Below are 22340 nucleotides of genomic sequence, written 5' to 3' on the forward strand. Positions count from 1 at the left end.
CATGGTGTTGGCATGAGCGATAATCTTTTAAGTATAGATTCAAACCCGATGCAGGTAACAGGTTAATGGTTAATTCATCGCTATAAGAGAATGTCAAGCCTATCACTTCTTGCAATTTTCCAGCCATTGTGCAATCTTTTAGTTCAATTCAAAGACAAGGAAAGACTATGCTGGCTGAGGAACTACTTACCGTTATTCAATCCATCATCGCTGAAGAACAGCAGTGGCAAACGCAGGTTCGCTTTAACTGGGTGAGGGAATTTGGCAAAAATTTAGTGATTCTCATGAATCCGGACTATGCGGTTGAGTTTCTGAAACTGGCCGAACCAGAGTTTCAATTGCCCAAGGGCATTATTGCCATTAATCAGTTAATGAACGATAAATACATGCTTCCCTGCACAAAAATTGAGGGCATTAAAATCATTCTGACCGCCAAGGGCTATGATGGCGTTAACGAGCATAAAAGCTGGAATCGTACCGATGCCACACACGGCATCTACTGTCGCCTGGCTAAGCAAATCAGAGAATATGAACAGCAGTGCAATCGTGATGAACGTCATTACACACAGGCTGTAACCTCTCCCTGACTGAGGGGTGCAGCCGTTTGATAATCCGCCTCTCTGGCCATGTCTTGTGCAATAATGGCCAGTTGAATCAGCGAGCTCAAGTAAACCACACTGTTTTCCATGGCGTCTGCACTGACTTTTTCTGCTTCGCAAGCCGCCATCATCTCATCCCTTAATGCATTTAATTGCTGTCTTAGCCCGGGAATCATGTGGCTTTCTCGCCCCGCCTCAAACAAAGCCGTCACCTGAGCTTCCAACACGCGCAAATCACAACCAATCCTGGCCGCTTCAAGACGGCATTTTTCCTGATCGATGTAATCATAAACGTGCGTTATGGTAGCTTGTAGCAACACCATGTTCTGGAAATCCGCTTTCGCTTTGTCAAGCACCGCCTGTTTTTTAGGCGACAACTCAGTCTGATCAAGGGTTTCCAGCAACCCGCGGCAAAACCAGAATAACGATGTCAGATCATAAAGTGGTTTTTTTTGCGCTTCAGGAGCTAAAAGCTGCCTGACATTATAGAGTAAGTACCGCGACAATTTATGCAACCGACCCGTCAGCTGTGTCAACATATCACTTCGCCACACCGCATTGGCCACCAGAAAGGTCGATGCAATCCCAATTAAAATACCCCCTAAACGTTCCAGGGGCGGATCCAGGGCTATCGGCGGGCCGCCTGCCTGTGCCAAGGTGATAATCAAGGCAATATTCGCTTGTAAACCGATATAAGCATAAGTCGTGTATTTAAACGAAAAATAACTGAATCCCCATACACCAAACAATAAAATAATGATTAAGTCATACAAATTCATACGAAACCAGGCGAGCGAAAACAAGGCTAAACCGCCGCCCGCCATACAACCCAATAACCGGTAAAGACTGATGTTTTTCATTTCATAGATGCTTTTTCGTATGGAAATGACAATGCTGCTGATGAGCCCATTTAACCCGCCCGGCCAATTGCTGATAAGCCAGAAACAAAGCGCCAGGGTCACACTCAATCCCGCTTTAATGCTGTGTTTGATAATGTCTGGATCCGTCTGCAACCGCTGTTTTCTGCTGATTAAGCTGGTTTTTGGCGCTTTTTGTTTTTGCCCTTTGACCAGGACCAATTGCAGCGACTGCAGCTGGTTAATCAGCTGTCGCAGTAGATGGCTGATAGCAAAAACAGCCTGCTGGTGGCGGCTGTTTGTGATAGTCAGCGCGGACAAAGCTTTGTCCCATGATTGCAGGGCCTGGATGCCAGCCAGCGCCTTGCCGTCATCCGTTTGCTTTAGAAAATTGCTTTTAATGGACTCAAGATCCTCGGTAATAGCTGAAAAAACCGCTTTCAAGGGTAATGGGGTTTCTTTAATTTCCGCCTGAATTGAGTCATATTGATGCGACGCGACAAAAAAATGCAGGCTGCGATTTAGGCTGTAAAATGAATCAAACAGTAACCGAAGTTGATCAATTTTTTCGCGTTTAAATCCCACCTCACGCCGCATGTACCCTAACATATCCGTTGCCTTCACCACGGATTTTTTAAACGTCTGCATGTTATTTCGCAACTCATCGACTGAATGAGCGTGCGCCAGCAGGTTGTCCTGAACCTGCATCAATAATTCTTTAAAGCCGGTAAACACCTGGCCAACCTCTTTATCCAGGGCTTTATGGATGTTGGTTGGAAAAAGACAAAAAGCAGCCCCCGCCGAGACCAAAACGCCCAAACCAATTTCGATGGGCCGCCATATCGCAACCCAGAAGGCCTCCTCCGGGGCTATCGCCAAATCAGCGATGACAATAAATGCGCTGATAGCCCCCAACAGATAAGCATAGGCATACAGGCTGAAGTTATAGTAATACACCGCGATGGTGACCAATAGGAATGCCGACAAGAGGTACAGTAAAAAGCTATTGGCAATGAAGCCTGCGAGAAAATAACCGCCCCAGGCGCCTGCAAGGGTACCCGCAATGCGCATGATGGCTTTATCAATGATGCTGCCGGTATAGATATTGGCTAAAATGACGGTCGTCATGCCTGACCAATAGGGCTTCTCTAAATGCAGGGCAAAGGCCAGTAATACAGCCACTACTGCTGAAATGGCTGTACGCACAGCAGCCCGGTTTTCTTTGGTCTGTGGAATAAAGGGCTTAAACCAGGTCCAGGTCTCAGCGGTAGGTAACGGTCGTCGCACTGGCGCCTATCCTTAAAGGGTATTGCGGGGATACATCATCGAAGTAAATGCGCACGGGAAAACGTTGTGCGATTTTAATCCAATCCTCCGTGGCTTCGAGATAAGCCAATGTCGATGGGGCCACACTACCTGCCTGCACCCGATTAATACCCCAGCCAATACTGCCGACATGGCCATGAAAGGTTTTGCCGGGATACATGTCTAACTTGATGGTAGCCTTGTCGCCTGGCTTGATTAAACGAATGGCCGTTTCGCGGTAGCGGGTGACTACCCACCAACGCTTGGTTTCGATGAGTGCAAACAGACCCTCACCGGTAGCAATGTATTGGCCGCGGCGTAAATTGAAATTGGTGACATAGCCATCTGCGGGTGCAGTAATCAAGGTATGATTGTACAGGTAGACCGCTTTCTCATACTTCGCTTTAGCCGCACGGACTTCGTTATCATCGAGATTAATTTGAGCAATTCGTAATTGCTCATTAGCTGCCAAAACCTGCGCTTCCTGCTCTTTAATTTTGGCTTCGATATTAATGAGTCGAATTTCTGCCAGCGCCCCCTCGTTTTGCAGTTTTTGATAACGCCGGTAATGATCTTTGCTCAGGTTTAGGATGGATTGGGTTTGCTTAAGTTTCTCTTCTGCCACGGTAATGGCCAGCTTATTGTTTTCATAATTGACCTGGCTCATTTTATAATCAGCCCTGGCCTTGTCCATGGCATATTTAAAGGGGCGCGGATCAATTTCTATCAGCTTTTGTCCTTGTTTAACCGTCTGGTTTTCTTTAATGTAGATAGCACTGATGGGACCGGCAACCAACGAAGCAACATTAATCACATTGGCTGAAACATAGGCATCATTGGAGCGGGTATCGTAATAAGCAAAATAGCGGTAACCGGCAAAAGCCAGGACGATCAGGGTCACAGTTATCACATGCGGCCAATATTTAAATGCCAGAAAACGCTCTTTGTCCATTAACCGCAATCCCCTTGCAACTTTAAATGAAGTATTTCAATATAGCTAATCACAGCGCGTTTGTGGAGAGTAGCGTCCACGCTGCCAACTTCATTTGCCAAACGGAAATACCATGCCTCTGACTCACCCGGATATTATGCGGCAATTGCAGCAACAAAACTACGTACTTGTGCCTTTCGCTTTATCCCCCACGGTTATTCATGACGCCATGGCGGCTTTTTTCAACTTTTTAAACGAGCCTTCCGCGGTCCGGGAACACATCGATTTTACGGTAGCCCCCATGCATCGCCGCGGCGATGTGGGTTTTAAACAGCGGGATCCCAAGGAAGATAGTTATAATGACAGCAAAGAGTTTTTCCATTTTCATCCCGCTATTTTTAAGAACTATGCTGCGTTTCTCAACCAGCAGCCAGTTGTGTATGATTTTATGCGCAAGGCAGAACCCATCTGGCAGGCGGTATCAAGCACCGTTCATGCCCTGTTAACGACGCTTCAGCCATCTTTTCCTGGGCTGGTCCAGCGTGTCTTTGACACAGAGGATGTGCATATTCTTTTACGGTTTTTAAAATACGACTGGCAACAATCTGGTAAATACCTGGCCAAACCGCATTTTGATGCAGGCTCCATGACCTTAGCCATTGCCGAAAGCGGTCCGGGTTTACGCATCGGCAGTGGACCGCATGATTTAAAATTGGTTCAACATCAACCAGGTCATGCGCTTTTTATGCTATCCAGCAATTTTAAGCAAATCATGCCCACGGATGAAGTGACAGCCGGCTGGCATGACGTCATCCAGTTGGATGAAACGTTCATCGGCAAACCTTATTCGCGCTGGGCTTTGGTGGCTTTTATTGAAGCTCATGGCGTCACGGCTTTACCAAGAACCGAAACCCACAAATGGTTTCAGGGTGAAAATAACGCCGATATGCCCCCTAGGCCAGTAAAAAGCGCCAACTGAGTAGGCCGGGCTTAATGAACACAGGGCTTTGCAATTTGCAAGGTTGTTCCGCAACCAGTTGTGCGAAGCGAATCTGTAAAATTTCCCGGTCTGCCGATGCCATGGTTAAACGCCAATGGTGAGTGCTGTACAGGCGGTTTTCCGCCACATGCTGCATGCAGGAAAATACCCCCAGTTCTTCGACAAAATAGCGATAGGACGATTCTTTGGCTACATAAAGACAACCCTGCCCCTGCAGAAGGCGATTAATGACCTGGTTGACGTCGTCTGAGTGTAAAAGGCAAGCCCGACCTTTTCTTAAAAGCCCTTTATCAAGGATGAACCTGAGCTGTTTCTCCATGGCGTGAAGGGACTGATGCTTATGGATCAATCGATTCAATGATTGTTGATAAAGCCATACCAGTTGTTGCTGCGATAAAACCAACAGCATCATCAGGCTTAAAAACAACAGGGCCGTTACCAGAATAAATCCTTTCGTGTTCACGGAATACGCACCGTAGTATTGAAGGTCACGTGCTGGTTTTCCGAAAGCTCCAGCTTAACCATCAGCATCTGCCCTTTAGTGCCGACCTTGAGTCGGGCAAAAAACGAATGGATAGCGGCGCTTAATTCTTCCGCATGACGGGATTGGTAAAACAAAGCCGGTTCACCCGCTTTATTTTTTTGCACAAAGAATTGCTCTTCAAGCCATGCCCCGACATAGGCTGGCGGCGTATAGGGAAATCGCAGAGCATTTTTAAGCGTTAATTCACATAGACTTTGGCCATGCGGCTTAATTCGCTCAATGGTAACTACCTCGGCATGAAAGCAATCCGCAATCAGGATGGAGTGATTGGGTGATAACCCTTGCCGAGCCTCAACCAGCAAATGGAAAGGGCTTAAGATGCGGTTTACCGCAGCAAAATCCTCACTCATGCGCTTGATGGTGAGGTGGTTTTCAGGGACGCCTGACAGGGTAATGGCCGCTAAGGATTGCGGTTTGTCACGCCGGTCTCTGGCCGTTAGCCAGCCTATGCCGGCACAAGGGGTAAATCCTGCCTGCCGGATATTATCCTGCAGTAGATCAACTATCATGTGCACATCATAATTCGCGGTCGCCTGCTGATGGAAAAAGGCCTCATGACGACGAGTCATCAGGTAATGATTAAACAAGGTCCCTAAAAGAATACTGCCAAGCAGCAGGCCAATCATGATTTCCACCAGGGTAAAGCCGGTTTGTCTGGTCATTTTTTTCCCCCATCAAGAGGAAGATACGAGCTAAAGCCTGCGGATTGGCGTTCATGCTCGTTTTCAGTCTTTAGCCAATCGTTGAATTGCGTTTTTGCCTGATTGAACAGGCAGAGGCTCTGCCACTGCTGGGTCAAGAGTCCAAATGATGCACTTAAAATCACCAAAAGCGTGATCAGTACTTCAATCAAGGAGAATCCTTGTGAAGAGGTCATAGTCCATTTCCTTGAGGTTGGTTGCCGGCGATAGCCTATCCTGATTATTTGCTCCAGGCAAGATCACTCTGCGTCATTTTGATCATTCACTTGTGGTATGGGTTGCGGTAAGATGAGGCGACATTATTTTCAAGGAGAGACCTTTGCCCTGCGATTATCATCTGCTGCCTCATGAAGGGATACGCTCACTAAGCCCCTACGTTCCCGGGAAATCCATCGAGGAATTGGCCAAAGAAAAGGGATTAACTGATATTATCAAGCTGGCCAGCAATGAAAACCCCCTGGGGTGTAGCCCTCTGGTCAACGAGGCGCTGGCAAAGCTATCCGGCATGCAACTAGCCACCTACCCGTCGTTGATTCACCACCCTCTTCGCGCGGCACTGGCTGAAAAATTAGGCATTAAAACACCCATGCTGGCGTTCAGCAATGGTTCGGATACGCTGTTTTCCCTGCTGTTAATGCTGTTTGCCCTGCATCAGGACAAACACATGCTGACCCATGCCCACGCCTTTGTCTCCTACAGCATCCAGGCAAAAATTCTTGGCGTACCGGTTGTCACATCACCCGTAAAGGACAATTACGAGGTGGATATCGACCAGATGATTAGTCTCTGCAATGACAAAACCGCCATCATTTTTTTAGCAAATCCCAACAACCCGACTGGCCTGTTTATTCCGCTTACCGAGGTGAAGCGACTGTTGGATGCCATACCGGAAACGACCATTCTGGTACTCGATGAAGCGTATTATGAATTTGCTTATCCACGCGGTGATAAAAGCAGTATCAACCTGTTAAATTATTACCCAAACCTGGTCATCACCCGGACTTTTTCCAAAGTGTATGGACTGGCGGCTCTTCGGCTGGGCTATGTCATGGCTGACCCGGCGGTCATTGACATGCTGTTACGCATTCAGCCCCCCTTTGCTGTCAATCAGGCTGTCCTTGAGGCGGGTTATGCGGCGATTCACGATCTCGATTTTGTTACGCAGACATTGATTACCAATGCACAAGGCATGCAGCAAATGGAAAAAGGCCTGAAGGCTCTGAATTTAAAGACTCTGCCGTCTAAAGGCAATTTCATCAGCTTTGACTGCGGCATGAGCAGCCTGCCAATCTATGAAGGTTTATTACATCAGGGCGTTATCGTACGTCCCCTTGTTCCTTTCGGTTTACCCAATCATTTGCGGGTGACCATAGGAACCATGCAGCAAAATATTCGTTTTTTAAGTGCATTGACCACGTGTTTACACGATCACCGTAAGGAGCTAGAACATGAAAAGTGATTTGCAGCATAAGCATTGTGAATCCTGTGAAGGGATAGGCCAGGCGCTCACCGCCGAGCAAGTAAAAAACTTGATGCCGCAGCTGCATCAAGGGTGGGAAGTGATTAATAACAGCAAAGAAATCAAGCGCTCCTTTTCATTCGCCGATTTTTATGAAACCATGGCCTTTGTTAATGCGATAGCCTGGATGGCCAACAAGGAAAATCATCACCCTGATCTGGAAGTCGGCTATAACTATTGCCACGTACGCTTCATGACCCACGCTCTGCAGGGCTTATCCATGAACGATTTTATTTGTGCCGCCAAGGTGGATGCGCTGCTGGATTAATCGTCGAATAGTAAATTCTCTGGATGGCTCTCTTCCAGAGAATTTACGGTCTAGTTTTACCAGCGCGATTTCTGCTAAGAGTATTACCTAATCCCTGACATTTGACCGCAAATATATCCAATTCTAGCAATATCGGCTTTAGAATATTGCTTATATTCTTCCGAAAACAAAATATCGATAGGATTTTTTAAATGGCTTTCTTTTGTTAGATTATCTAATATATAGAGAGTGGAAATATTGTCCCTAACAACTGTATAGCGCTCTTCTTCCTTGTACATCTTACGAATAAGCTTTTCTGCCTGTAGATGACCAATAATATATGAAACTCTCGTTGAGATAACATTATCTATATCAATCTGGGTATTAACATCATATTCAATAACCAAACCTGATTGAGTTATAGCGATAATCTCATCTCCCATGATTCTAATTTCTATCACCTTGTCATTATTGAGATAATGAAGATCATTTATGCTATTTACATCAACAGGATGCATATTGGAAATAATGTCCGTTGAGTCTTTTATTTGTTTAATTGTCATAGGAGGTAACAAATCTCCTGGACAATCTGTAAAACCAAGAATAATTTTTGATGTTTGCCGATATTCTTCCAAAGTCGATTTAATTTGGTAACGCACCTTACGCAACCGATCTGACTCAATTCGATACCTATAATAAAGTTTTTTAAAATCTGAAATAGACTCTTTTAAATTAGCTAATTGGAATTTCATATGTCTCCGTTCATTAGTTAATTAATATCCGTTGAAAGCATGCCTAATCATTGTTCCATCATAAAAACGAGAATATAATGCGAGTTAATTAACCAAGCAATTCCGGTAATAACCAACTCTCCAATTGTGGATGAAATCACGCTCCTAACAATAAAATGTCTACCACGCATTTTGTTTTTAAGGTTTGACATTAATTTTACATTTGTAAACTGTTATCCTGTACAATTCTTCATTATTGAAATTAAATTGAAGATATAATTAAAGATAAATCGACTTCATACAGAGATTCATCAAAAATAACAGGTTTCGGAAATTTACCAAAAATTTTGAATAATTCTTCTAGAGAAATTATACTCATTTTCTTTCTCCATAATTTGTTTAAACTTTCGGGATGGTAAAAACGCCAATAGATCGCTGCAAGAATAAGGCAACATTTAAAGGTATATAATCTTGCCAAGCTTTGCCTACTAACTGAACACCTATAGGTAGTCCTTCTTTAGAAAAAGCACACGGTATAACTGTAGCCGGCCAACCCGTTAAATTGTGTGCGGTAATATAACCAAAGTCTCTTATATTAGCAAATGTCTCCCCATGATAACGGGCAGGAGTTGTAGCAATAGGAGAAATGATTAAATCATAATCCATCATAAATGATGACATGGCATAGCGAAAGCGCTCTAATTCAATGAAACGTTGCCGTAAATCAGCTGCACTAAAATTACATTTTTTTGCTAATTCCAGATATTCATGGGTCAGAGGCGAAACCGATTGTCCAAATTGACTGAGTGTCTTTGATAATGTTTTTCCACCGTCACCTCCCAGCATAAATGTTTCATAGTGAAGCCTATATACTTCATTTAATACAGGGGGGTAAACTTCTTCAAGTTTACTAACATGCGGCTTTAATAATTCCACAACTTGATGAACCGCTTGAACTGTTTCATTTGTGGGTGAAGTTCCAGTAGGATTGTTATAGAAATAAGCTACTCTAAGATCTTGGAGATTAACTAATTTAGTGCCTTTAATGCTTACAGGTACTGCATGAGGATCTCTACCATCTGGACCAGAGATAATATCCAATAACAATATAAGGTCTTCCACATATCGTGCCATAGGGCCTATCGACACTAGCTGAGAGCCAATCCCATAACCATCTATTGGTATATTTCCTGTATTGGGAACTAACCCGTGAGTTGGTTTATGAGCGCAAATTCCGCAGTAATGTGCAGGCTGTCTAATGCTTCCCCCAGCATCGTTTCCAATTCCAACTGGTAAACCGCCAAGTGCTATAATGGCCGCCTGCCCGCCGCTGCTTCCACCCGCAGTTCTTGCTAAATCATAGGGATTATTGGTTCTTCCATATAATAAATTGTCCGATTCGTAGGCTAATAATAATTCTGAAGTATTTGTAATACCATATATTTGAGCACCAGCGGCTTTCAAACGTGAAACTACTGTAGCATCATAAGAGGATTTTTTCTTATATAACCCCAAACTCCCTTTACTACAAAAAAAATCTTTAACATGAAATGCATCTTTAACAGAAAGTGGTAATCCAAAAATTTTGCCTTCCTCTCGACTTGAAAAGAATTGTTTCTCAGCTTTGTATGCATTAATCAATACGGTTTCCGAATCAAATTGTTGTAACGCATTAACAATAGGATTTATCTCATTTATTCTTTTTATGAATGATTTGGCAACATCGGAAATAAGGATTTCATTTTTTTTAATTTTTCTAATCAATTCAGATGCAGACAAAGTGAATAATTCCATTTATTGATCCTTTTCATCGGAAAGGCAAGTGGCAAAATTTTTATTATATTCATCCATCTTAATTCCATCTATGACCCCATATACAATGACCAGTAATTTAGCAAAATAAACGTAAGGTATGGTTATTATTATTTTTAGAACAAATATGGTCATCAACATTTTAAAAAAACAATCAAAACCATCTTTGTAATAAAGGGCTCCTTGCACAATAAATGACATCACAAATCCGGAAATCGCCGAACAAAGAAAACTTCTTATAATAAAATGTGATTTACGCATTTTTAATTTCAATTTATAAATAAAGTGAATATTTAAAAATGAAGTTATTAAGTAACTAACCGGACCAGAAATTGTGATTACTAGCGACGGCCTTATTAAAAATTCAAATAAATCTTTATTACTCGAATGTAGTAATAGGAAGTTATTTATTAAAGAAAAACAAACTATTATTATATAGGATATAGTAGTTGTGTAATAAGAAACCTTTTTTCCATATACTTCCGTGAGCGAATCTGCCAAAGGATAAATGGCCGGAAATATCAAGACTGCAACACTAAAATTGGTTTCAAAAGAAAATATACTGAACGAGATTTTTGCAATCGCATCAATAGTAGGAATAAAGAGACATAAAGCATATATTGCTGCAAAAGGGGTAATAACTTTATAACTTGGTAACGGATACGCATTTATCCTGACATTTTTTTTTATATTTTGATTTGGCACTCTAATTACACTTCCCTAAAGTATCTATATTTAGGCTAAAAAATAATTTATTGTAATCACTATTCAAGTATTCTCAAAGGATGCGCATGAGATAACAGCATCAGTTATAGCTTTTTTAAACTGTTCTAGATTTTTTAACTCATTAATTACCAAATCAAATGATGGCAAAATAATTTCCTGCTTTATTATTTTACCTTTCGAAGAATACAATTCACCATCTTGAAAATAAAAACAAGGGATATTTAAACTTAATAAATCTTCAATTTCATATTTCATGATCGCCAATGATAATTCCTTTTTTCCTATTAAGCTTGTTTCTAAATAGCTAATCCTTCTTTCTTTATTAATAAGCAAAATTGGATGCATGCTATTTTTTAATAAGTCAAAATAATATGAGGTTGGCTTTAAAATTACTCTTGTCGATTTTGAATGATAATTATAAATAAGGTCAGTTATAAACTGTTTATTACTTTTTACCACATCATAGGCAGAACCAATCCCTTTTATTATCATCTTACTGTTTAAATGATAACGAGACATCATGGAGTGAGAATTTATATTTGTCTTGAGTAATGATGTCGCAGTTATATCATAATTTTTAAACTCTAATATATTCGGATAAAATAGGGTTTCAAAATCAACCAAAACAGGTGTAGAAGAAACCACAAATATATTCTCAAAATGAAAATCTGTTCCTCTTAACAAAGTTAGGAGAAATATTATAGCTCCATAATGATATGAGAACTTATGAATATCATATATCTTTTCATTTTCAATAAACTCTATTAATACTCCATTTTCATCTGATGAAATTTTTTTTAATATATAAAAATCAAAATCTTTAAATTCATTGAACAGGATAAATAAATCATTAATTAAGAGCAAAAAATGACATTGAATTGGTTTAAATATAAATTTTCTATTATCTGACTCCAATAAAACTGTACATTTATTATACCCATGCATATCACCTAATCTAATTATTCTTTGTGGGTTATAAGCATCCACTATACTTGATAAATAATTAACAATATTAATCGATATGTTTTCAATTAAACAATTTAATTTGCTTAATTCATTCAACATTTTATTCTTTTCAAAAAAATGGATGGCATTATAAAAATCATTACTGATGTAGTTAATGTAATCATTAGTGAAATTTTCTATCAATTTATTTTTATTATTAAAACAAACATCGTTTAACAAGGCGTACTTCCATATTTAACTAGATCACTTGGCGGGGCAATTTTAAATTTGGAATAATATTTTTACAATATATGCCTCCATAAAATTCAGGGTTACCACCCATTATTCTATTTGCCGATTGCTTAGCCTACCCTATTCCACAAAAACGTCATCAAAACTTCTGGTGGGAGATCGAAATCTGTGCTAATTCAATTAAAGAGACCTTACCCATTTTATAGACTTACAAGATTTCGATTATACTGCGAATATTTCACAAATCCATGTTTCTCCAGCGTTTTTAAATCTAGCAAATATTAGATTGCCTGAGTATTTTAAGAAGTTGATTTTTTGTTAAATGAGTTTTAAGTGCCTCTTCAAGTTTGTTCTTGATTTTCAAAAAATATCCCTCTACAGTTCGATGAGAAATATTTACTTCTTTAGCAATTTGTTTTGATGTATAACCTTTAAGCAATAATGAGGCACAAATACCTTGCTTCTTTGTGAGATAAATATCTAATGATTCATGCAGTAAAAAATAACGATCAATCTGAGTTTGTTCAATAAATTTCTCCCGCAATCCGCTGGATAATGAAATTTTATTCACCCTGTTCGGACTAATATTTTGCTGCTCGGGTAAATATATACGATTCGTTGCTGCCTCCTCTATTAAGCACCGGCCTTTATCATTAAAGTAATGGATAAACCGTTGTAACATATCAAGATTTGCAATATAGAAATTATTCATTTCATATCGTTCTAATGTTGATGCAAATATGTAAATATAGGTGGCTTCTTCAGTTTTATTCACAAAAGTTATGCCATGATCTATATTAAACTGCCTACCTTGTAAATAGGCTGGCTCCTTTTTATCCATTTCCGTCCATAAATAGTAACCTTTTGGCAACAAGTGCTCAATATCAATTATTGCAGTGGACTGATATAAAGCATTCTCATAAAAGTGCTTCATCCATGGTGCATTGTTAACTAGTAACTCTCTTGAACAATCATTGTTATATACTTTTATATAATTAAAGTACGTAATCCCCAACAGCGGAAGGGATGAATTACATATCTCTTGTACTTTTTGAGAACTTTCTAAAACATGGTGTTTCTCTAAATTTATTCCATTCATACTCTTTCCTGATTTAATAACAATTGAAACTTTTAATTGATTGTCATGCCAATTAGTTCCGAATAATAGAACAAAAAAATTAATTTTCAACTATTAATGGAATTTAATTTTAATTTTCTAAATATAAAATTGATTTTCTACAAATATTTCCATTTGTTTTCTAATTTTAGAACTATTGTGTATAATAGTCTGATTTTTAAAATAGTAATTGTATTTTTAATCTGAAAGTAAAATGAAGATACCTGGCTTCGCTGAGCGCTTAAATTTTTGCCTGGATAAAGAAGGGTTTCCTCCCAAAAATCGGGGGCGCATTCAGCTATTGGCAGAGATGGTTGGTTTAACTCATCGAGGGGCTAGTAAATGGGTTAATGGTGAAAGTACTCCTCCCCATAAAAAATTTGCAGCACTAGCGAAAAAATTAAATGTAAATGAGCAATGGCTGCGGACGGGAGAAGGAGAGATGGATTTATCTGCAGAACACCTTCAAGATAAATCTGATTCATACCTAATTGATGTAAATATATATACCACTGAAAATATTCTAAAAGAAAAAAAAATAATCAAAACAATTAAGTGTAACTTACCTTATAAGTCTAACTTTTTTGGTATCATTTTGGATACTGAAGCCATGTCCCCAAGATTTCCCTCCGGGACTATTGTAATCTTTGAAGAAGCCATGCCAAAAGATGGGGATTTTGTTTTAGTTAATTTCAATGAATACCCTTCTCCCATTTTCAGACAACTTCTCAAAATGGGAGAAGTACTCTACCTTAATGCACACAATCCTAAATTCGACCGATTGATTTTAAATGACTATAGAAGCATTATTGGAAAACTGGTACAAGCCATCATTCGATTTGATTAACTCAAGCGCATTATTAAGATAAATAGTTTAATCAGCTAATCAATTCATTGGAAAATAATAACTTGAAAAAATTCATTACCGCAGCATCCTGGACACTGCGGCATCTTAGAGAAGAATGAATTCGCCTAGGGCCTGTCGTCAACTGCCTTGCGCTCGCCAGGCAGAAAATCTTTGCGATCCAGTCCCATCACCACCGCCAAAGCACCTGCGACGTAAATGGATGAATACGTACCAACGACGATACCGATGATCAGGGCCAAAGAGAAGCCGCGTATGGTCTCTCCGCCGTAGACGAACAGGGCAACCACCACAAACAAGGTCAGAACCGAGGTCATGATGGTTCGGGATAAGGTTTGGTTGATGGAGATATTCATAATTTCCAAGGGTGACGCACGGCGAATTTTAATGAAATTTTCGCGTACGCGGTCAAACACGACGATGGTATCGTTTAATGAATAACCAATCACTGCAAGCAAACCGGCAAGCGCTTTCAAATCAAACTCAATGCCAAACATGGCGAAAACCCCCAGAATCAACACCGGATCGTGGATGAGGGCGACAGCAGAACTTACAGCCAGGCGGTATTCAAAGCGCATGGCAATGTAAATCATGGTGGCCAGCAGGGATACAATGATTGCCAAAGCCCCTTTGGTGGCCAGCTCTTCCCCAACCTGCGGACCGACAAAGTCCACACGCTGTTTGGTGGCATCGGGTAAAGCATTCATGACTTTATCCACCAGTTCGCTTTGCTCCATATCAGCCTTGGGCCCAATGCTGATGAGTACGTCTTTTGACGTCCCGTAGCTAACAACCTGCGCTTCTTTAAAACCCGCCTGATACAGATTCTCACGAATAACCGTCAAGTCAGCCGCTTTATCATAGGTGACCTCAATCTGGGTACCGCCGGTAAAATCAAGCCCCCAGTCCAGGCCGTTGATAATCAGCGCCGCTATGGACACGATGAAGATAAGCGCAGACATAAGGGCAGTCCATTTGCGTGCCCCCATGAAATCGACATTTGAGTTTGGATTAAAAAATTCCATCTAAACCTCGCATTAAATACCAATAGACAGTTTCTTAACATGACGACCGCCGTAATACCAATTCACGATGGCCCGTGTGTAAGTAATACTGGTCAACATGGAAGTAATTAACCCCAAAGACAGGATGACCGCGAAGCCCCTGATCGGGCCAGTCCCGATAGCAAACAGAACAATCCCGACAATTAAGGTCGTTAAGTTAGCATCAAGAATCGTGGAGAAGGCACGATCATAGCCTGCGTAAATAGCCGCCTGCGGCGACAGGCCATTTCGTAACTCTTCGCGAATGCGTTCGTAAATAAGCACGTTGGCGTCAACTGCCATACCAACTGTTAGCACAAACCCCGCAATACCCGGCAGGGTTAATGTAGCCCCCATGATGGACAGGATGGCACTTAACAAAATCAGGTTAAGAAACAGGGCGATGTCAGCGACGAGACCAAAGAAGTGATAATAAACGAGCATCAGTACGAGAATTAATCCCATCCCCACTTCCAGCGACACCATACCACGGCGAATATTTTCTTTACCCAGAGAAGGTCCGACGGTTCTTTCCTCGACTGGGTAAATAACGGTGGGTAATGCTCCCGCTCTTAGCAGCAGAGCAAGGTTGCTTGCTTCCTTGCTGTCGGACAGGCCCGTAATCTGGAAATTGTTACCCAGCGCATTTTGAATGACCGGGGCACTGATCACCCGTTCTTCACGGCGGGTAATACGCTTATTTATCCCATTAACGTTTTGGATGCTGGTCTTGGTCTCCACAAAGACAATCGCCATGCGCTTGCCTATGTTTTCCCGGGTGATTTTGGTGAATAAATTTTCACCGCCCCCACCTAATTGAACCTGCACCGCCGGTGTTGCCGTTTGTTGATCAAAGCTGGATACCGCACTGGTAATGGAATCTCCGCTTAACACAACCTGACGCTTCAGTAAAATCGGTTGGCCTTCCATCATATACAGTTTGCTGTTAACAGGCACAGCACCCGTTTGTTTTGCCACTTGCGGATCATTTTCCTGATCAACCATATGAAATTGCAAGGTTGCCGTACCGCCAAGAATTTGTTTGGCGCGGGCGGCATCCTGAATGCCAGGCAAATCCACAGCGACGCGTGTTGCTCCCTGTTGCTGCACCACAGCTTCACCAACACCCAGCTCGTTCACGCGGTTGCGCAAAATGCTCATGGTCTGCTCAATGGTGTTCTGGCGTATCGTGTTGAGTTCATCCGGCGATAAAGAAGCCGTGATACTTAAGGTCTTGGGTGAGGAGGCAAACACCAAGCCTGAGAAATTCTCACGCACATTTTCTTCCGCGTCACTCATGGCTTTGGGGGTGCGGAAACGAATCTGAATCCCCTTATTGTTGATGTAACGGATACCGGCGTAGCGTATGCCGCTTTCACGTAAATTTTGACCAACGTTTTTCATCAACCCTTCATAACGACGGTTCACGACACTGTCGACATCAATTTCAAGCAGGAAATGCACCCCGCCCCGCAGGTCGAGACCCTGCTTCATCGGTTCCGCACCAATACGGCGAAGCCATTCGGGCGTAGACGGCAGCAGGTTAAGCGCCACCGTGTAATCAGCGCCCAAGCCATTTTTAATGACGTCCTGCGCTAACAACTGCGTGTCGGTTGATGGAAAACGTATTTCCACCCCTTCGCGGCCCTGCTCAATAGAACTGTAATCCAGTTTGGATTGTTCAAGCAGTTGAGTCACCTCTTCTTTTAATTCATCGGTGTTGGCACCGGATTGTGAACTCACCTGCACAGCGGGATCTTCGCTGTACAGATTGGGTATTGAGTAAATAAGACCAGCCACTGCAATTAACAGCAGCGCCAGGTTTTTCCAGAGGGGGTATTTATTCTGCATTTCCTTTCCCTGTGACAAACTTAGAGGGATTTAATCGTGCCTTTGGGCAACACATTACTCACCGCATTACGCTGAATACTGATTTCAACCCCTTCAGCAATGCTGGCTTTAATGAATTGCTCATCAAGGCTTACCACTTTTGCGACAATACCGCCAGAGGTGACAATTTCATCACCCTTTTTTAATGCTGTAACCATTTCACGGTGCTCTCTGGCACGTTTGTTCTGAGGTCTAATCAACATGAAGTAGAACAATACAAAAATAGCCACAATCATAATCAGTGAGAACGCACTTTCAGATTGGTTAGCGGGTGCAGCCGATGTCGCCGCCGCCATGGCATCGCTAATAAAAAAACTCATCACACTCTCCTCAAGTTCACTGCCTGCCCATCGTAAATCAATGGGACAGCCGAGATAGCGTGACATCATAGCGAGATTTCGGCCTGACGTAAATGAACATTCACGGGAAATTCATCACCTGAGAGGCTATTAATCAATGGTTTTGACAATAATGAACATTGTGTTGGATTAAAAACCTTTGGGCCAACAACGGCGTGTGCTGGAGCAGGTGATGAAAATAAGCACGCGTATAGCCTTGAGGGCAAACGGGACAGGTGCATCCCGTCGAGAGCGCCGTAAAATCCTGGCTATATTGATTATCAAGCAGGTTGATTGCCTGGCCCTGATCATAGATACGGCCCTGCATGGCATCTTCCGCTGGAAAGTCAGCTTCAATCAGTCCGGCCTTGCTTTTATCTGCCAGAAAATCAGCCAAGCGGTTTTGATAATGATAACTCCCCTCCTCAACCGACAACAATCGAATGCCCTGCCATTCGGGCTGAAGGAATTGGCACTGGTTTTTAAGGCTTTGAGACAGCACGATATAATCCGGCTTCAAAGCAAGCATTAATGCGATAATGGCCGGCGCATCCATCTCGATTATTTCCCCATCATACTGTGATCGCACGCGATAAAGCCCGGCCTTATTTTCATGAAGGGTGGATGCATTGAGCACCAGTTCCCCAGACCAGGGGTAATAACTTTTTAAATTGCCCTGGGACTTTAAAAAATCCAGACCGGGTTTCATCAAGAGCGCATCAAGGTACAAAGCCCCCAAGGTGATGCCGGCTTGCTGCCAGTTGTTCAATGTTAGGCAGCTGCCGGCATGGGATGTTAAAACAGGGACTAAGCGAGCGGTATTCGTCATAGGGAATCTCGATAATTAGAGCAATAAAGTGGCATCACCATAACTGAAAAAGCGATAACGCCTGGCAATGGCCTCCTGATAAAGATCCATCGCGCGGCCATGGCCAATAAAAGCGGAAACCAGCATCAGTAATGTCGACTCCGGTAAATGAAAATTGGTGATTAAGCCATCACAAACTTTAAACTCATAACCAGGGTAAATGAAAATATCCGTTTCCTTTACACAGGGTTGCAGCAGCCCATCTACCATGGCGCTTTCGAGGCTACGAAGCGCGGTGGTGCCAACAGCAATCACCCGCTTACCGGCCGCACGCGTGCTGTTTACCGCCGCGGCCAGTTCCTCGCTGATAGTCAATTGTTCACTGTGCATTTTGTGGTCTTCAATGACGTCACAGCGAACCGGCCTGAATGTTCCAGCCCCGACATGCAGGGTCGAATAAGCAATACGCACTCCTTTTTGCTGAAGCGTGGCCATCAAGGGCTCGTCGAAATGCAAACCAGCCGTTGGCGCTGCCACCGACCCCTTATGCAAGGCATAAACGGTTTGATAGCGCTCAAAATCGGCTTTTTCATCATGACGGGCAATGTAAGGAGGCAAGGGGATATGGCCAATGTCAGCGAGCATGGTTTCCAAATCACCAAGCGCCTGACAATGGTACAAATCATCCAGCTTGGCAAGAATCTGAACCTGCCACCCGTTAGCCAAATCAATGATCATCTCCGCTTTTGGCGTTTTGCTGGCTTTGATGTGGGCTAAAAACTGGTTATCCGGTTTAAGGCGCTCGATAAGAAACTCCACCTGACCGCCGCTCGGCTTTCGCCCGAAAAAGCGTGCGGGAATGACTTTGCTGTTATTCATCACCAACAAATCCCCCTCATTTAAAAAGTCAGGTAATTGTTTAAATTGTTGATGATGGTACTGCTCATCCCCGCGATGATAAACCAATAGGCGGGAATCACTTCGCCCGGGCAGAGGATATTGCGCAATCAATTCTTCAGGTAAGTCGAAATAAAAATCGTGTTTGTACATTAGTCAACCTGTCAAGCAAATTGGCGCTATTATACTGCGACTCGCACAGGATGTGCATAGTCACAAGTAAGAAAACCGGCATTAGCCCATTAAATTATGATACGATAGCCCCTCTTTGTATTGATTTGATGTGGCTATGTTAACCCTGCGGCAAATTACCCTGTCTCGCGGCAATAAAGTGCTCTTGCAAAATGCCAGCGTAACCCTTTATGAAAAACAGAAAGTTGGTCTTGTGGGCAATAACGGCTGCGGCAAATCCAGCCTGTTTGCTTTACTCCTTGGTCAGCTTGGTCATGACCACGGCGAATGGTTCCTTAATCCCGATACGCGCATCAGCCATTTGTCGCAGCAAATTCCAGACAGTACAGACGCTGCTCTTGATTTTGTATTGGCAGGAGACGAAGACTACCTCAACCTCCAGAGGCAATTGCAGGAGGCCGAAAACACCGGCGACCATGAAGCAGTCCTTCATTGCCATACCCGCCTGAATGAAACCGGCGGCTACAGCAAACCGGCTCAGGCCGCAGCCATTATGTCAGGTTTGGGCTTTAAACCTTCTGAACAAAATAACCCCGTTAACAGTTTTTCCGGTGGTTGGCGCATGCGTTTGTCATTGGCCCGCTGCCTCATGAAACCAGCGGATTTACTGTTGCTCGACGAACCTACCAACCACTTGGACATGGAGGCCATTTTCTGGCTCGAGAAATGGTTAAAACAGTCACCCAGCAGTATATTGCTGATTTCACATGACCGCGAATTCCTCGATGCCTTTGTCAGTCATATTCTGCACATTGAAAATCAGAGCCTGTCCCTTTACAGCGGCAATTATAGCCGCTTTGAGCAAACCCGGGCCCAACAACTGGCTTTGCAGCAGATTATGTTTGAAAAGCAACAGCAAAAAATCAGCCACATGATGGTGTATGTGAACCGCTTTCGAGCCAAAGCATCCAAAGCCAAACAGGCACAAAGCCGTCTTAACGCCATTGCCAAAATGGACATCGTCGCTCAGGCGCAGGTGGATTCACCTTTTTCGTTTGAATTTTATCCCTGCCCGCGTGCTGGCAATCCCTTGCTTAATTGCGTACAAGTGGCGGCAGGATACAATTCAGACCAGCCCATCCTTAAGCGCTTGAATCTGATTTTGAACCCAGGCGATCGCATCGCCCTGCTTGGTCCGAACGGTGAAGGCAAATCAACCTTAATCAAGACATTAACCGGCAGTCTGCCGGTGCTGGCGGGTGACATTCATCGCTCACCGCATTTGAAAATTGGCTATTATGCCCAGCATCAATTGGAAGAACTGGACGACAAGGCGAGTCCGCTGCAGACTATCCAGGCTCTGTCACCGGAGGCACGGGAACAAAGCATTCGTGATTACCTGGGCGGCTTTAATTTCATCGGTGACATGGCGGTCAACCCCATTACCCACTTCTCAGGCGGTGAAAAGGCAAGGCTTGCTCTAGCCAAACTAGTCTGGCAAAAACCCAATCTGCTTCTATTGGATGAGCCAACCAACCACCTGGATTTAGGCATGCGGGCTGCCATCGAAATAGCCTTGCAAAGTTATGAAGGTGCGTTGATTCTGATTTCCCATGATCGCCACCTGCTGAAAACCACAGTGGATGATTTTTATTTGGTTTATCAACATCAGGTGCAGGCTTTTAAAGGCGATTTAGACGATTATTATCAGTGGTTGCAGACGAAAGACAGTCAAAAAGAAACATCATCCACGAATAACGCCAACCAATACAAAGAAAAGCGCAGTTTGCAAAACCGCATGAAAAAGCTGGAACAATTGATTGAAGGCTGCCAAACCCAATTAGCTGCCCTGGAACAGGCGCTGGCGGATGGGGCGTTATATGAGTCTAAGCAACAACATCAATTAAACAAGCTATTGGCTGAACAACATCAACAGCGGGAAGCATTGGCTCAGGCTGAAGAAGAATGGTTGGCCATCGTCAGTTCACTGGAGGAATGAGGCCCTGAATCAGGGCCTGTGTTTCAACTGTTGTAACAATAACTGCGCCGCAATCTGCTCGGCTTTACGCCGGCTTGCGCCGACCCCCTGGGTTACCGCCTTGACCCCTTGCACTTTGCAGGTGATATAAAAAACCTGATCATGCTCCTCGCCTTCGGTTTTCTCAAGGAGGTATTCTGGAAGCGGCATTTTCTGTGATTGAAGATATTCCTGCAACAGCGTTTTTGCGTCTTTTAAATTGTCATGCAGGCTGTCGTCCTGTAAGCGGCTTTTAAACAGGTGATGGATCATCTGGCGGCTGGCCTCAATACCGCCATCGAGGTAGACTGCGGCAATCAGTGCTTCCAGGGCATCGGCTAAGGTCGATGCTCGTCTGAAACCGCCGCTTTTCAATTCGCCCTGCCCCAGATAAAGGTAGTCGCCAAGCTCAAGTTCCATGGCAATTTCAGCCAGCATTTCACCTTTAACCAGGAAGGCGCGAAGGCGGCTCAGTTTGCCTTCGCTGTAGTCAGGAAATAACTGAAACAACGCATGGGCAATTATAAAGCTAAGAATGGAATCGCCAAGAAACTCATAGCGTTCGTTGTTTTCACTGCCCATGCTGCAGTGGGTTAACGCCCGCTTTAAATGGTTCAGGTCTTTAAATTGATAACCCAGGCGCCGGCAAAGGCGCTGTAAATCATTTTTTACCAATATTAACCTCTTTGGTCTCGTCAAAATTAAACATCAGGCTGATGTTATAAAACAAAGGCCTGACCACGGTATATTTGACGTTAATATTAAAATTGCCCTGGCCATCGGGGACAATATTGACTTCATCCAGTTTAATCTCATCCAATCCGTTGATAGTAAACTGATTGGCCAGACGCTTGCGTAAAACCATTGCATTCGCTGCTGTATCGGTGCTGAACTCAGCTGCATCAATGTTTTCAAGGGCACTGATTGAACGTTTAACCTCAAAATGCTGAATGTAGACCGGAACGACTCGCATGATGACAAGACCGGCGATACAAACGACAATAACCGTGAACAACATACCGATTAACGTGATTCCCTGTTGTTTACGCATCCTGATTCCTTCC

The 22340-nt window shown here is 43.1% G+C and carries 23 protein-coding genes and 1 pseudogene; 6 read left to right on the forward strand and 18 right to left on the reverse strand.

The window, feature by feature from the left end; genetic code table 11:
* Positions 1–167: 167 nt before the first annotated feature.
* Positions 168–587 (forward strand): hypothetical protein, encoded by a 420-nt coding sequence (locus Lery_RS01415; RefSeq protein WP_058525463.1) that lies wholly within the window; start codon positions 168–170, stop codon positions 585–587.
* On the opposite strand, the gene Lery_RS01420 is transcribed toward Lery_RS01415, so the two are convergent.
* Positions 560–2743 carry an FUSC family protein gene (locus Lery_RS01420; RefSeq protein ID WP_058525464.1) on the reverse strand — a complete coding sequence of 728 codons (2184 nt, stop codon included), beginning with the start codon at positions 2741–2743 and terminating at the stop codon, positions 560–562. The genes Lery_RS01415 and Lery_RS01420 overlap by 28 nt on opposite strands.
* Positions 2718–3713 (reverse strand): HlyD family secretion protein, encoded by a 996-nt coding sequence (locus Lery_RS01425; protein WP_058525465.1) that lies wholly within the window; start codon positions 3711–3713, stop codon positions 2718–2720. The genes Lery_RS01420 and Lery_RS01425 overlap by 26 nt, the downstream gene beginning before the upstream one ends.
* A 112-nt stretch (positions 3714–3825) precedes the next feature.
* On the opposite strand from Lery_RS01425, the gene Lery_RS01430 reads away from it, so the two are divergent.
* A complete protein-coding gene (locus Lery_RS01430; RefSeq protein ID WP_058525466.1) occupies positions 3826–4671 on the forward strand; it encodes a hypothetical protein in 846 nt (281 codons plus the stop codon).
* Here the strand turns inward: Lery_RS01430 and Lery_RS01435 are convergent.
* From Lery_RS01435 to Lery_RS01445, 3 genes are read right to left on the reverse strand one after another with little or no spacing between them, the layout of a single operon-like run.
* The gene (locus Lery_RS01435; protein WP_058525467.1) at positions 4646–5155 is read right to left on the reverse strand and encodes a hypothetical protein; all 510 of its coding nucleotides are present in this window, start codon (positions 5153–5155) and stop codon (positions 4646–4648) included. The two genes, Lery_RS01430 and Lery_RS01435, sit on opposite strands and share 26 nt — an antisense overlap.
* Positions 5152–5898: a PilW family protein gene (locus Lery_RS01440; RefSeq protein ID WP_058525468.1), complete on the reverse strand. Its 747-nt coding sequence runs from the start codon at positions 5896–5898 to the stop codon at positions 5152–5154. The genes Lery_RS01435 and Lery_RS01440 overlap by 4 nt, the downstream gene beginning before the upstream one ends.
* Entirely contained in the window at positions 5895–6113 is a 219-nt protein-coding gene (locus Lery_RS01445) for a type IV pilus modification PilV family protein (protein ID WP_058525469.1), read from the reverse strand. The genes Lery_RS01440 and Lery_RS01445 overlap by 4 nt, the downstream gene beginning before the upstream one ends.
* Positions 6114–6256: 143 nt before the next feature.
* Here Lery_RS01445 and hisC point away from each other — a divergent pair, with 143 nt between their 5' ends.
* Together hisC and Lery_RS01455 are read left to right on the forward strand one after the other, a co-directional pair.
* Positions 6257–7396: a histidinol-phosphate transaminase gene (hisC, locus tag Lery_RS01450; RefSeq protein WP_131750937.1), complete on the forward strand. Its 1140-nt coding sequence runs from the start codon at positions 6257–6259 to the stop codon at positions 7394–7396.
* A complete protein-coding gene (locus Lery_RS01455) occupies positions 7386–7724 on the forward strand; it encodes a 4a-hydroxytetrahydrobiopterin dehydratase (protein ID WP_058525471.1) in 339 nt (112 codons plus the stop codon). Before hisC ends, Lery_RS01455 begins: the two co-directional genes overlap by 11 nt.
* A gap of 83 nt (positions 7725–7807) precedes the next feature.
* On the opposite strand, the gene Lery_RS01460 is transcribed toward Lery_RS01455, so the two are convergent.
* From Lery_RS01460 to Lery_RS01480, 6 genes and pseudogenes are all read right to left on the reverse strand, one after another.
* The gene (locus Lery_RS01460; protein ID WP_058525472.1) at positions 7808–8455 is read right to left on the reverse strand and encodes a hypothetical protein; all 648 of its coding nucleotides are present in this window, start codon (positions 8453–8455) and stop codon (positions 7808–7810) included.
* A 47-nt stretch (positions 8456–8502) separates the two neighbouring features.
* Positions 8503–8655: pseudogene (locus tag Lery_RS15850) on the reverse strand (hypothetical protein); the annotation flags it as partial.
* Between the two features lie 178 nt (positions 8656–8833).
* Positions 8834–10228: an amidase gene (locus tag Lery_RS01465; protein ID WP_058525473.1), complete on the reverse strand. Its 1395-nt coding sequence runs from the start codon at positions 10226–10228 to the stop codon at positions 8834–8836.
* Positions 10229–10951 (reverse strand): VUT family protein, encoded by a 723-nt coding sequence (locus tag Lery_RS14920; protein ID WP_162262933.1) that lies wholly within the window; start codon positions 10949–10951, stop codon positions 10229–10231.
* A 63-nt stretch (positions 10952–11014) separates the two neighbouring features.
* A complete protein-coding gene (locus tag Lery_RS01475) occupies positions 11015–12157 on the reverse strand; it encodes a DUF4135 domain-containing protein (protein ID WP_058525475.1) in 1143 nt (380 codons plus the stop codon).
* A 283-nt stretch (positions 12158–12440) separates the two neighbouring features.
* Positions 12441–13268 carry a helix-turn-helix transcriptional regulator gene (locus tag Lery_RS01480; RefSeq protein WP_082657093.1) on the reverse strand — a complete coding sequence of 276 codons (828 nt, stop codon included), beginning with the start codon at positions 13266–13268 and terminating at the stop codon, positions 12441–12443.
* A gap of 232 nt (positions 13269–13500) precedes the next feature.
* On the opposite strand from Lery_RS01480, the gene Lery_RS01485 reads away from it, so the two are divergent.
* The gene (locus Lery_RS01485) at positions 13501–14133 is read left to right on the forward strand and encodes a LexA family transcriptional regulator (RefSeq protein ID WP_058525477.1); all 633 of its coding nucleotides are present in this window, start codon (positions 13501–13503) and stop codon (positions 14131–14133) included.
* A gap of 125 nt (positions 14134–14258) precedes the next feature.
* Here the strand turns inward: Lery_RS01485 and secF are convergent, their stop codons facing one another.
* The 5 genes from secF to queA form a co-directional block, all read right to left on the reverse strand.
* Positions 14259–15176: a protein translocase subunit SecF gene (gene secF, locus Lery_RS01490; protein ID WP_058525478.1), complete on the reverse strand. Its 918-nt coding sequence runs from the start codon at positions 15174–15176 to the stop codon at positions 14259–14261.
* 12 nt (positions 15177–15188) lie between these two features.
* Positions 15189–17045, reverse strand: coding sequence for a protein translocase subunit SecD (secD, locus tag Lery_RS01495; RefSeq protein ID WP_058525479.1), 1857 nt, complete (start codon positions 17043–17045; stop codon positions 15189–15191).
* A 20-nt stretch (positions 17046–17065) separates the two neighbouring features.
* Positions 17066–17404, reverse strand: a complete 339-nt coding sequence (gene yajC / locus Lery_RS01500) for a preprotein translocase subunit YajC (protein ID WP_058525480.1) — start codon at positions 17402–17404, stop codon at positions 17066–17068.
* A 133-nt stretch (positions 17405–17537) separates the two neighbouring features.
* The gene (locus Lery_RS01505; protein WP_058525481.1) at positions 17538–18251 is read right to left on the reverse strand and encodes a tRNA guanosine transglycosylase family protein; all 714 of its coding nucleotides are present in this window, start codon (positions 18249–18251) and stop codon (positions 17538–17540) included.
* Between the two features lie 15 nt (positions 18252–18266).
* Complete coding sequence (gene queA / locus Lery_RS01510) at positions 18267–19280, reverse strand: tRNA preQ1(34) S-adenosylmethionine ribosyltransferase-isomerase QueA (RefSeq protein ID WP_058525482.1); 1014 nt, start codon at positions 19278–19280, stop codon at positions 18267–18269.
* Between the two features lie 136 nt (positions 19281–19416).
* Here queA and Lery_RS01515 point away from each other — a divergent pair, with 136 nt between their 5' ends.
* A complete protein-coding gene (locus Lery_RS01515) occupies positions 19417–21258 on the forward strand; it encodes an ABC-F family ATP-binding cassette domain-containing protein (RefSeq protein WP_058525483.1) in 1842 nt (613 codons plus the stop codon).
* 9 nt (positions 21259–21267) lie between these two features.
* Here the strand turns inward: Lery_RS01515 and rnc are convergent, their stop codons facing one another.
* Positions 21268–21954: a ribonuclease III gene (rnc, locus tag Lery_RS01520; RefSeq protein ID WP_082657102.1), complete on the reverse strand. Its 687-nt coding sequence runs from the start codon at positions 21952–21954 to the stop codon at positions 21268–21270.
* Positions 21938–22327: a DUF4845 domain-containing protein gene (locus Lery_RS01525; RefSeq protein WP_058525485.1), complete on the reverse strand. Its 390-nt coding sequence runs from the start codon at positions 22325–22327 to the stop codon at positions 21938–21940. Before Lery_RS01525 ends, rnc begins: the two co-directional genes overlap by 17 nt.
* Positions 22328–22340 lie beyond the last annotated feature (13 nt).

Source organism: Legionella erythra (genome assembly GCF_001467615.1).
Lineage (GTDB): Bacteria > Pseudomonadota > Gammaproteobacteria > Legionellales > Legionellaceae > Legionella_C > Legionella_C erythra.

Bases quoted from the DNA above. Each gene is read 5' to 3' on its own strand.
- Lery_RS01415 (WP_058525463.1), top strand. From the start codon at position 168: ATGCTGGCTGAGGAACTACTTACCGTTATTCAATCCATCATCGCTGAA.
- Lery_RS01425 (WP_058525465.1), bottom strand. From the start codon at position 3,713: ATGGACAAAGAGCGTTTTCTGGCATTTAAATATTGGCCGCATGTGATA.
- Lery_RS01430 (WP_058525466.1), top strand. From the start codon at position 3,826: ATGCCTCTGACTCACCCGGATATTATGCGGCAATTGCAGCAACAAAAC.
- Lery_RS01440 (WP_058525468.1), bottom strand. From the start codon at position 5,898: ATGACCAGACAAACCGGCTTTACCCTGGTGGAAATCATGATTGGCCTG.
- Lery_RS01445 (WP_058525469.1), bottom strand. From the start codon at position 6,113: ATGACCTCTTCACAAGGATTCTCCTTGATTGAAGTACTGATCACGCTT.
- Lery_RS01455 (WP_058525471.1), top strand. From the start codon at position 7,386: ATGAAAAGTGATTTGCAGCATAAGCATTGTGAATCCTGTGAAGGGATA.
- Lery_RS01460 (WP_058525472.1), bottom strand. From the start codon at position 8,455: ATGAAATTCCAATTAGCTAATTTAAAAGAGTCTATTTCAGATTTTAAA.
- Lery_RS01465 (WP_058525473.1), bottom strand. From the start codon at position 10,228: ATGGAATTATTCACTTTGTCTGCATCTGAATTGATTAGAAAAATTAAA.
- Lery_RS01480 (WP_082657093.1), bottom strand. From the start codon at position 13,268: ATGAATGGAATAAATTTAGAGAAACACCATGTTTTAGAAAGTTCTCAA.
- Lery_RS01485 (WP_058525477.1), top strand. From the start codon at position 13,501: ATGAAGATACCTGGCTTCGCTGAGCGCTTAAATTTTTGCCTGGATAAA.
- secF (WP_058525478.1), bottom strand. From the start codon at position 15,176: ATGGAATTTTTTAATCCAAACTCAAATGTCGATTTCATGGGGGCACGC.
- secD (WP_058525479.1), bottom strand. From the start codon at position 17,045: ATGCAGAATAAATACCCCCTCTGGAAAAACCTGGCGCTGCTGTTAATT.
- yajC (WP_058525480.1), bottom strand. From the start codon at position 17,404: ATGAGTTTTTTTATTAGCGATGCCATGGCGGCGGCGACATCGGCTGCA.
- Lery_RS01505 (WP_058525481.1), bottom strand. From the start codon at position 18,251: ATGACGAATACCGCTCGCTTAGTCCCTGTTTTAACATCCCATGCCGGC.
- queA (WP_058525482.1), bottom strand. From the start codon at position 19,280: ATGTACAAACACGATTTTTATTTCGACTTACCTGAAGAATTGATTGCG.
- Lery_RS01515 (WP_058525483.1), top strand. From the start codon at position 19,417: ATGTTAACCCTGCGGCAAATTACCCTGTCTCGCGGCAATAAAGTGCTC.
- Lery_RS01525 (WP_058525485.1), bottom strand. From the start codon at position 22,327: ATGCGTAAACAACAGGGAATCACGTTAATCGGTATGTTGTTCACGGTT.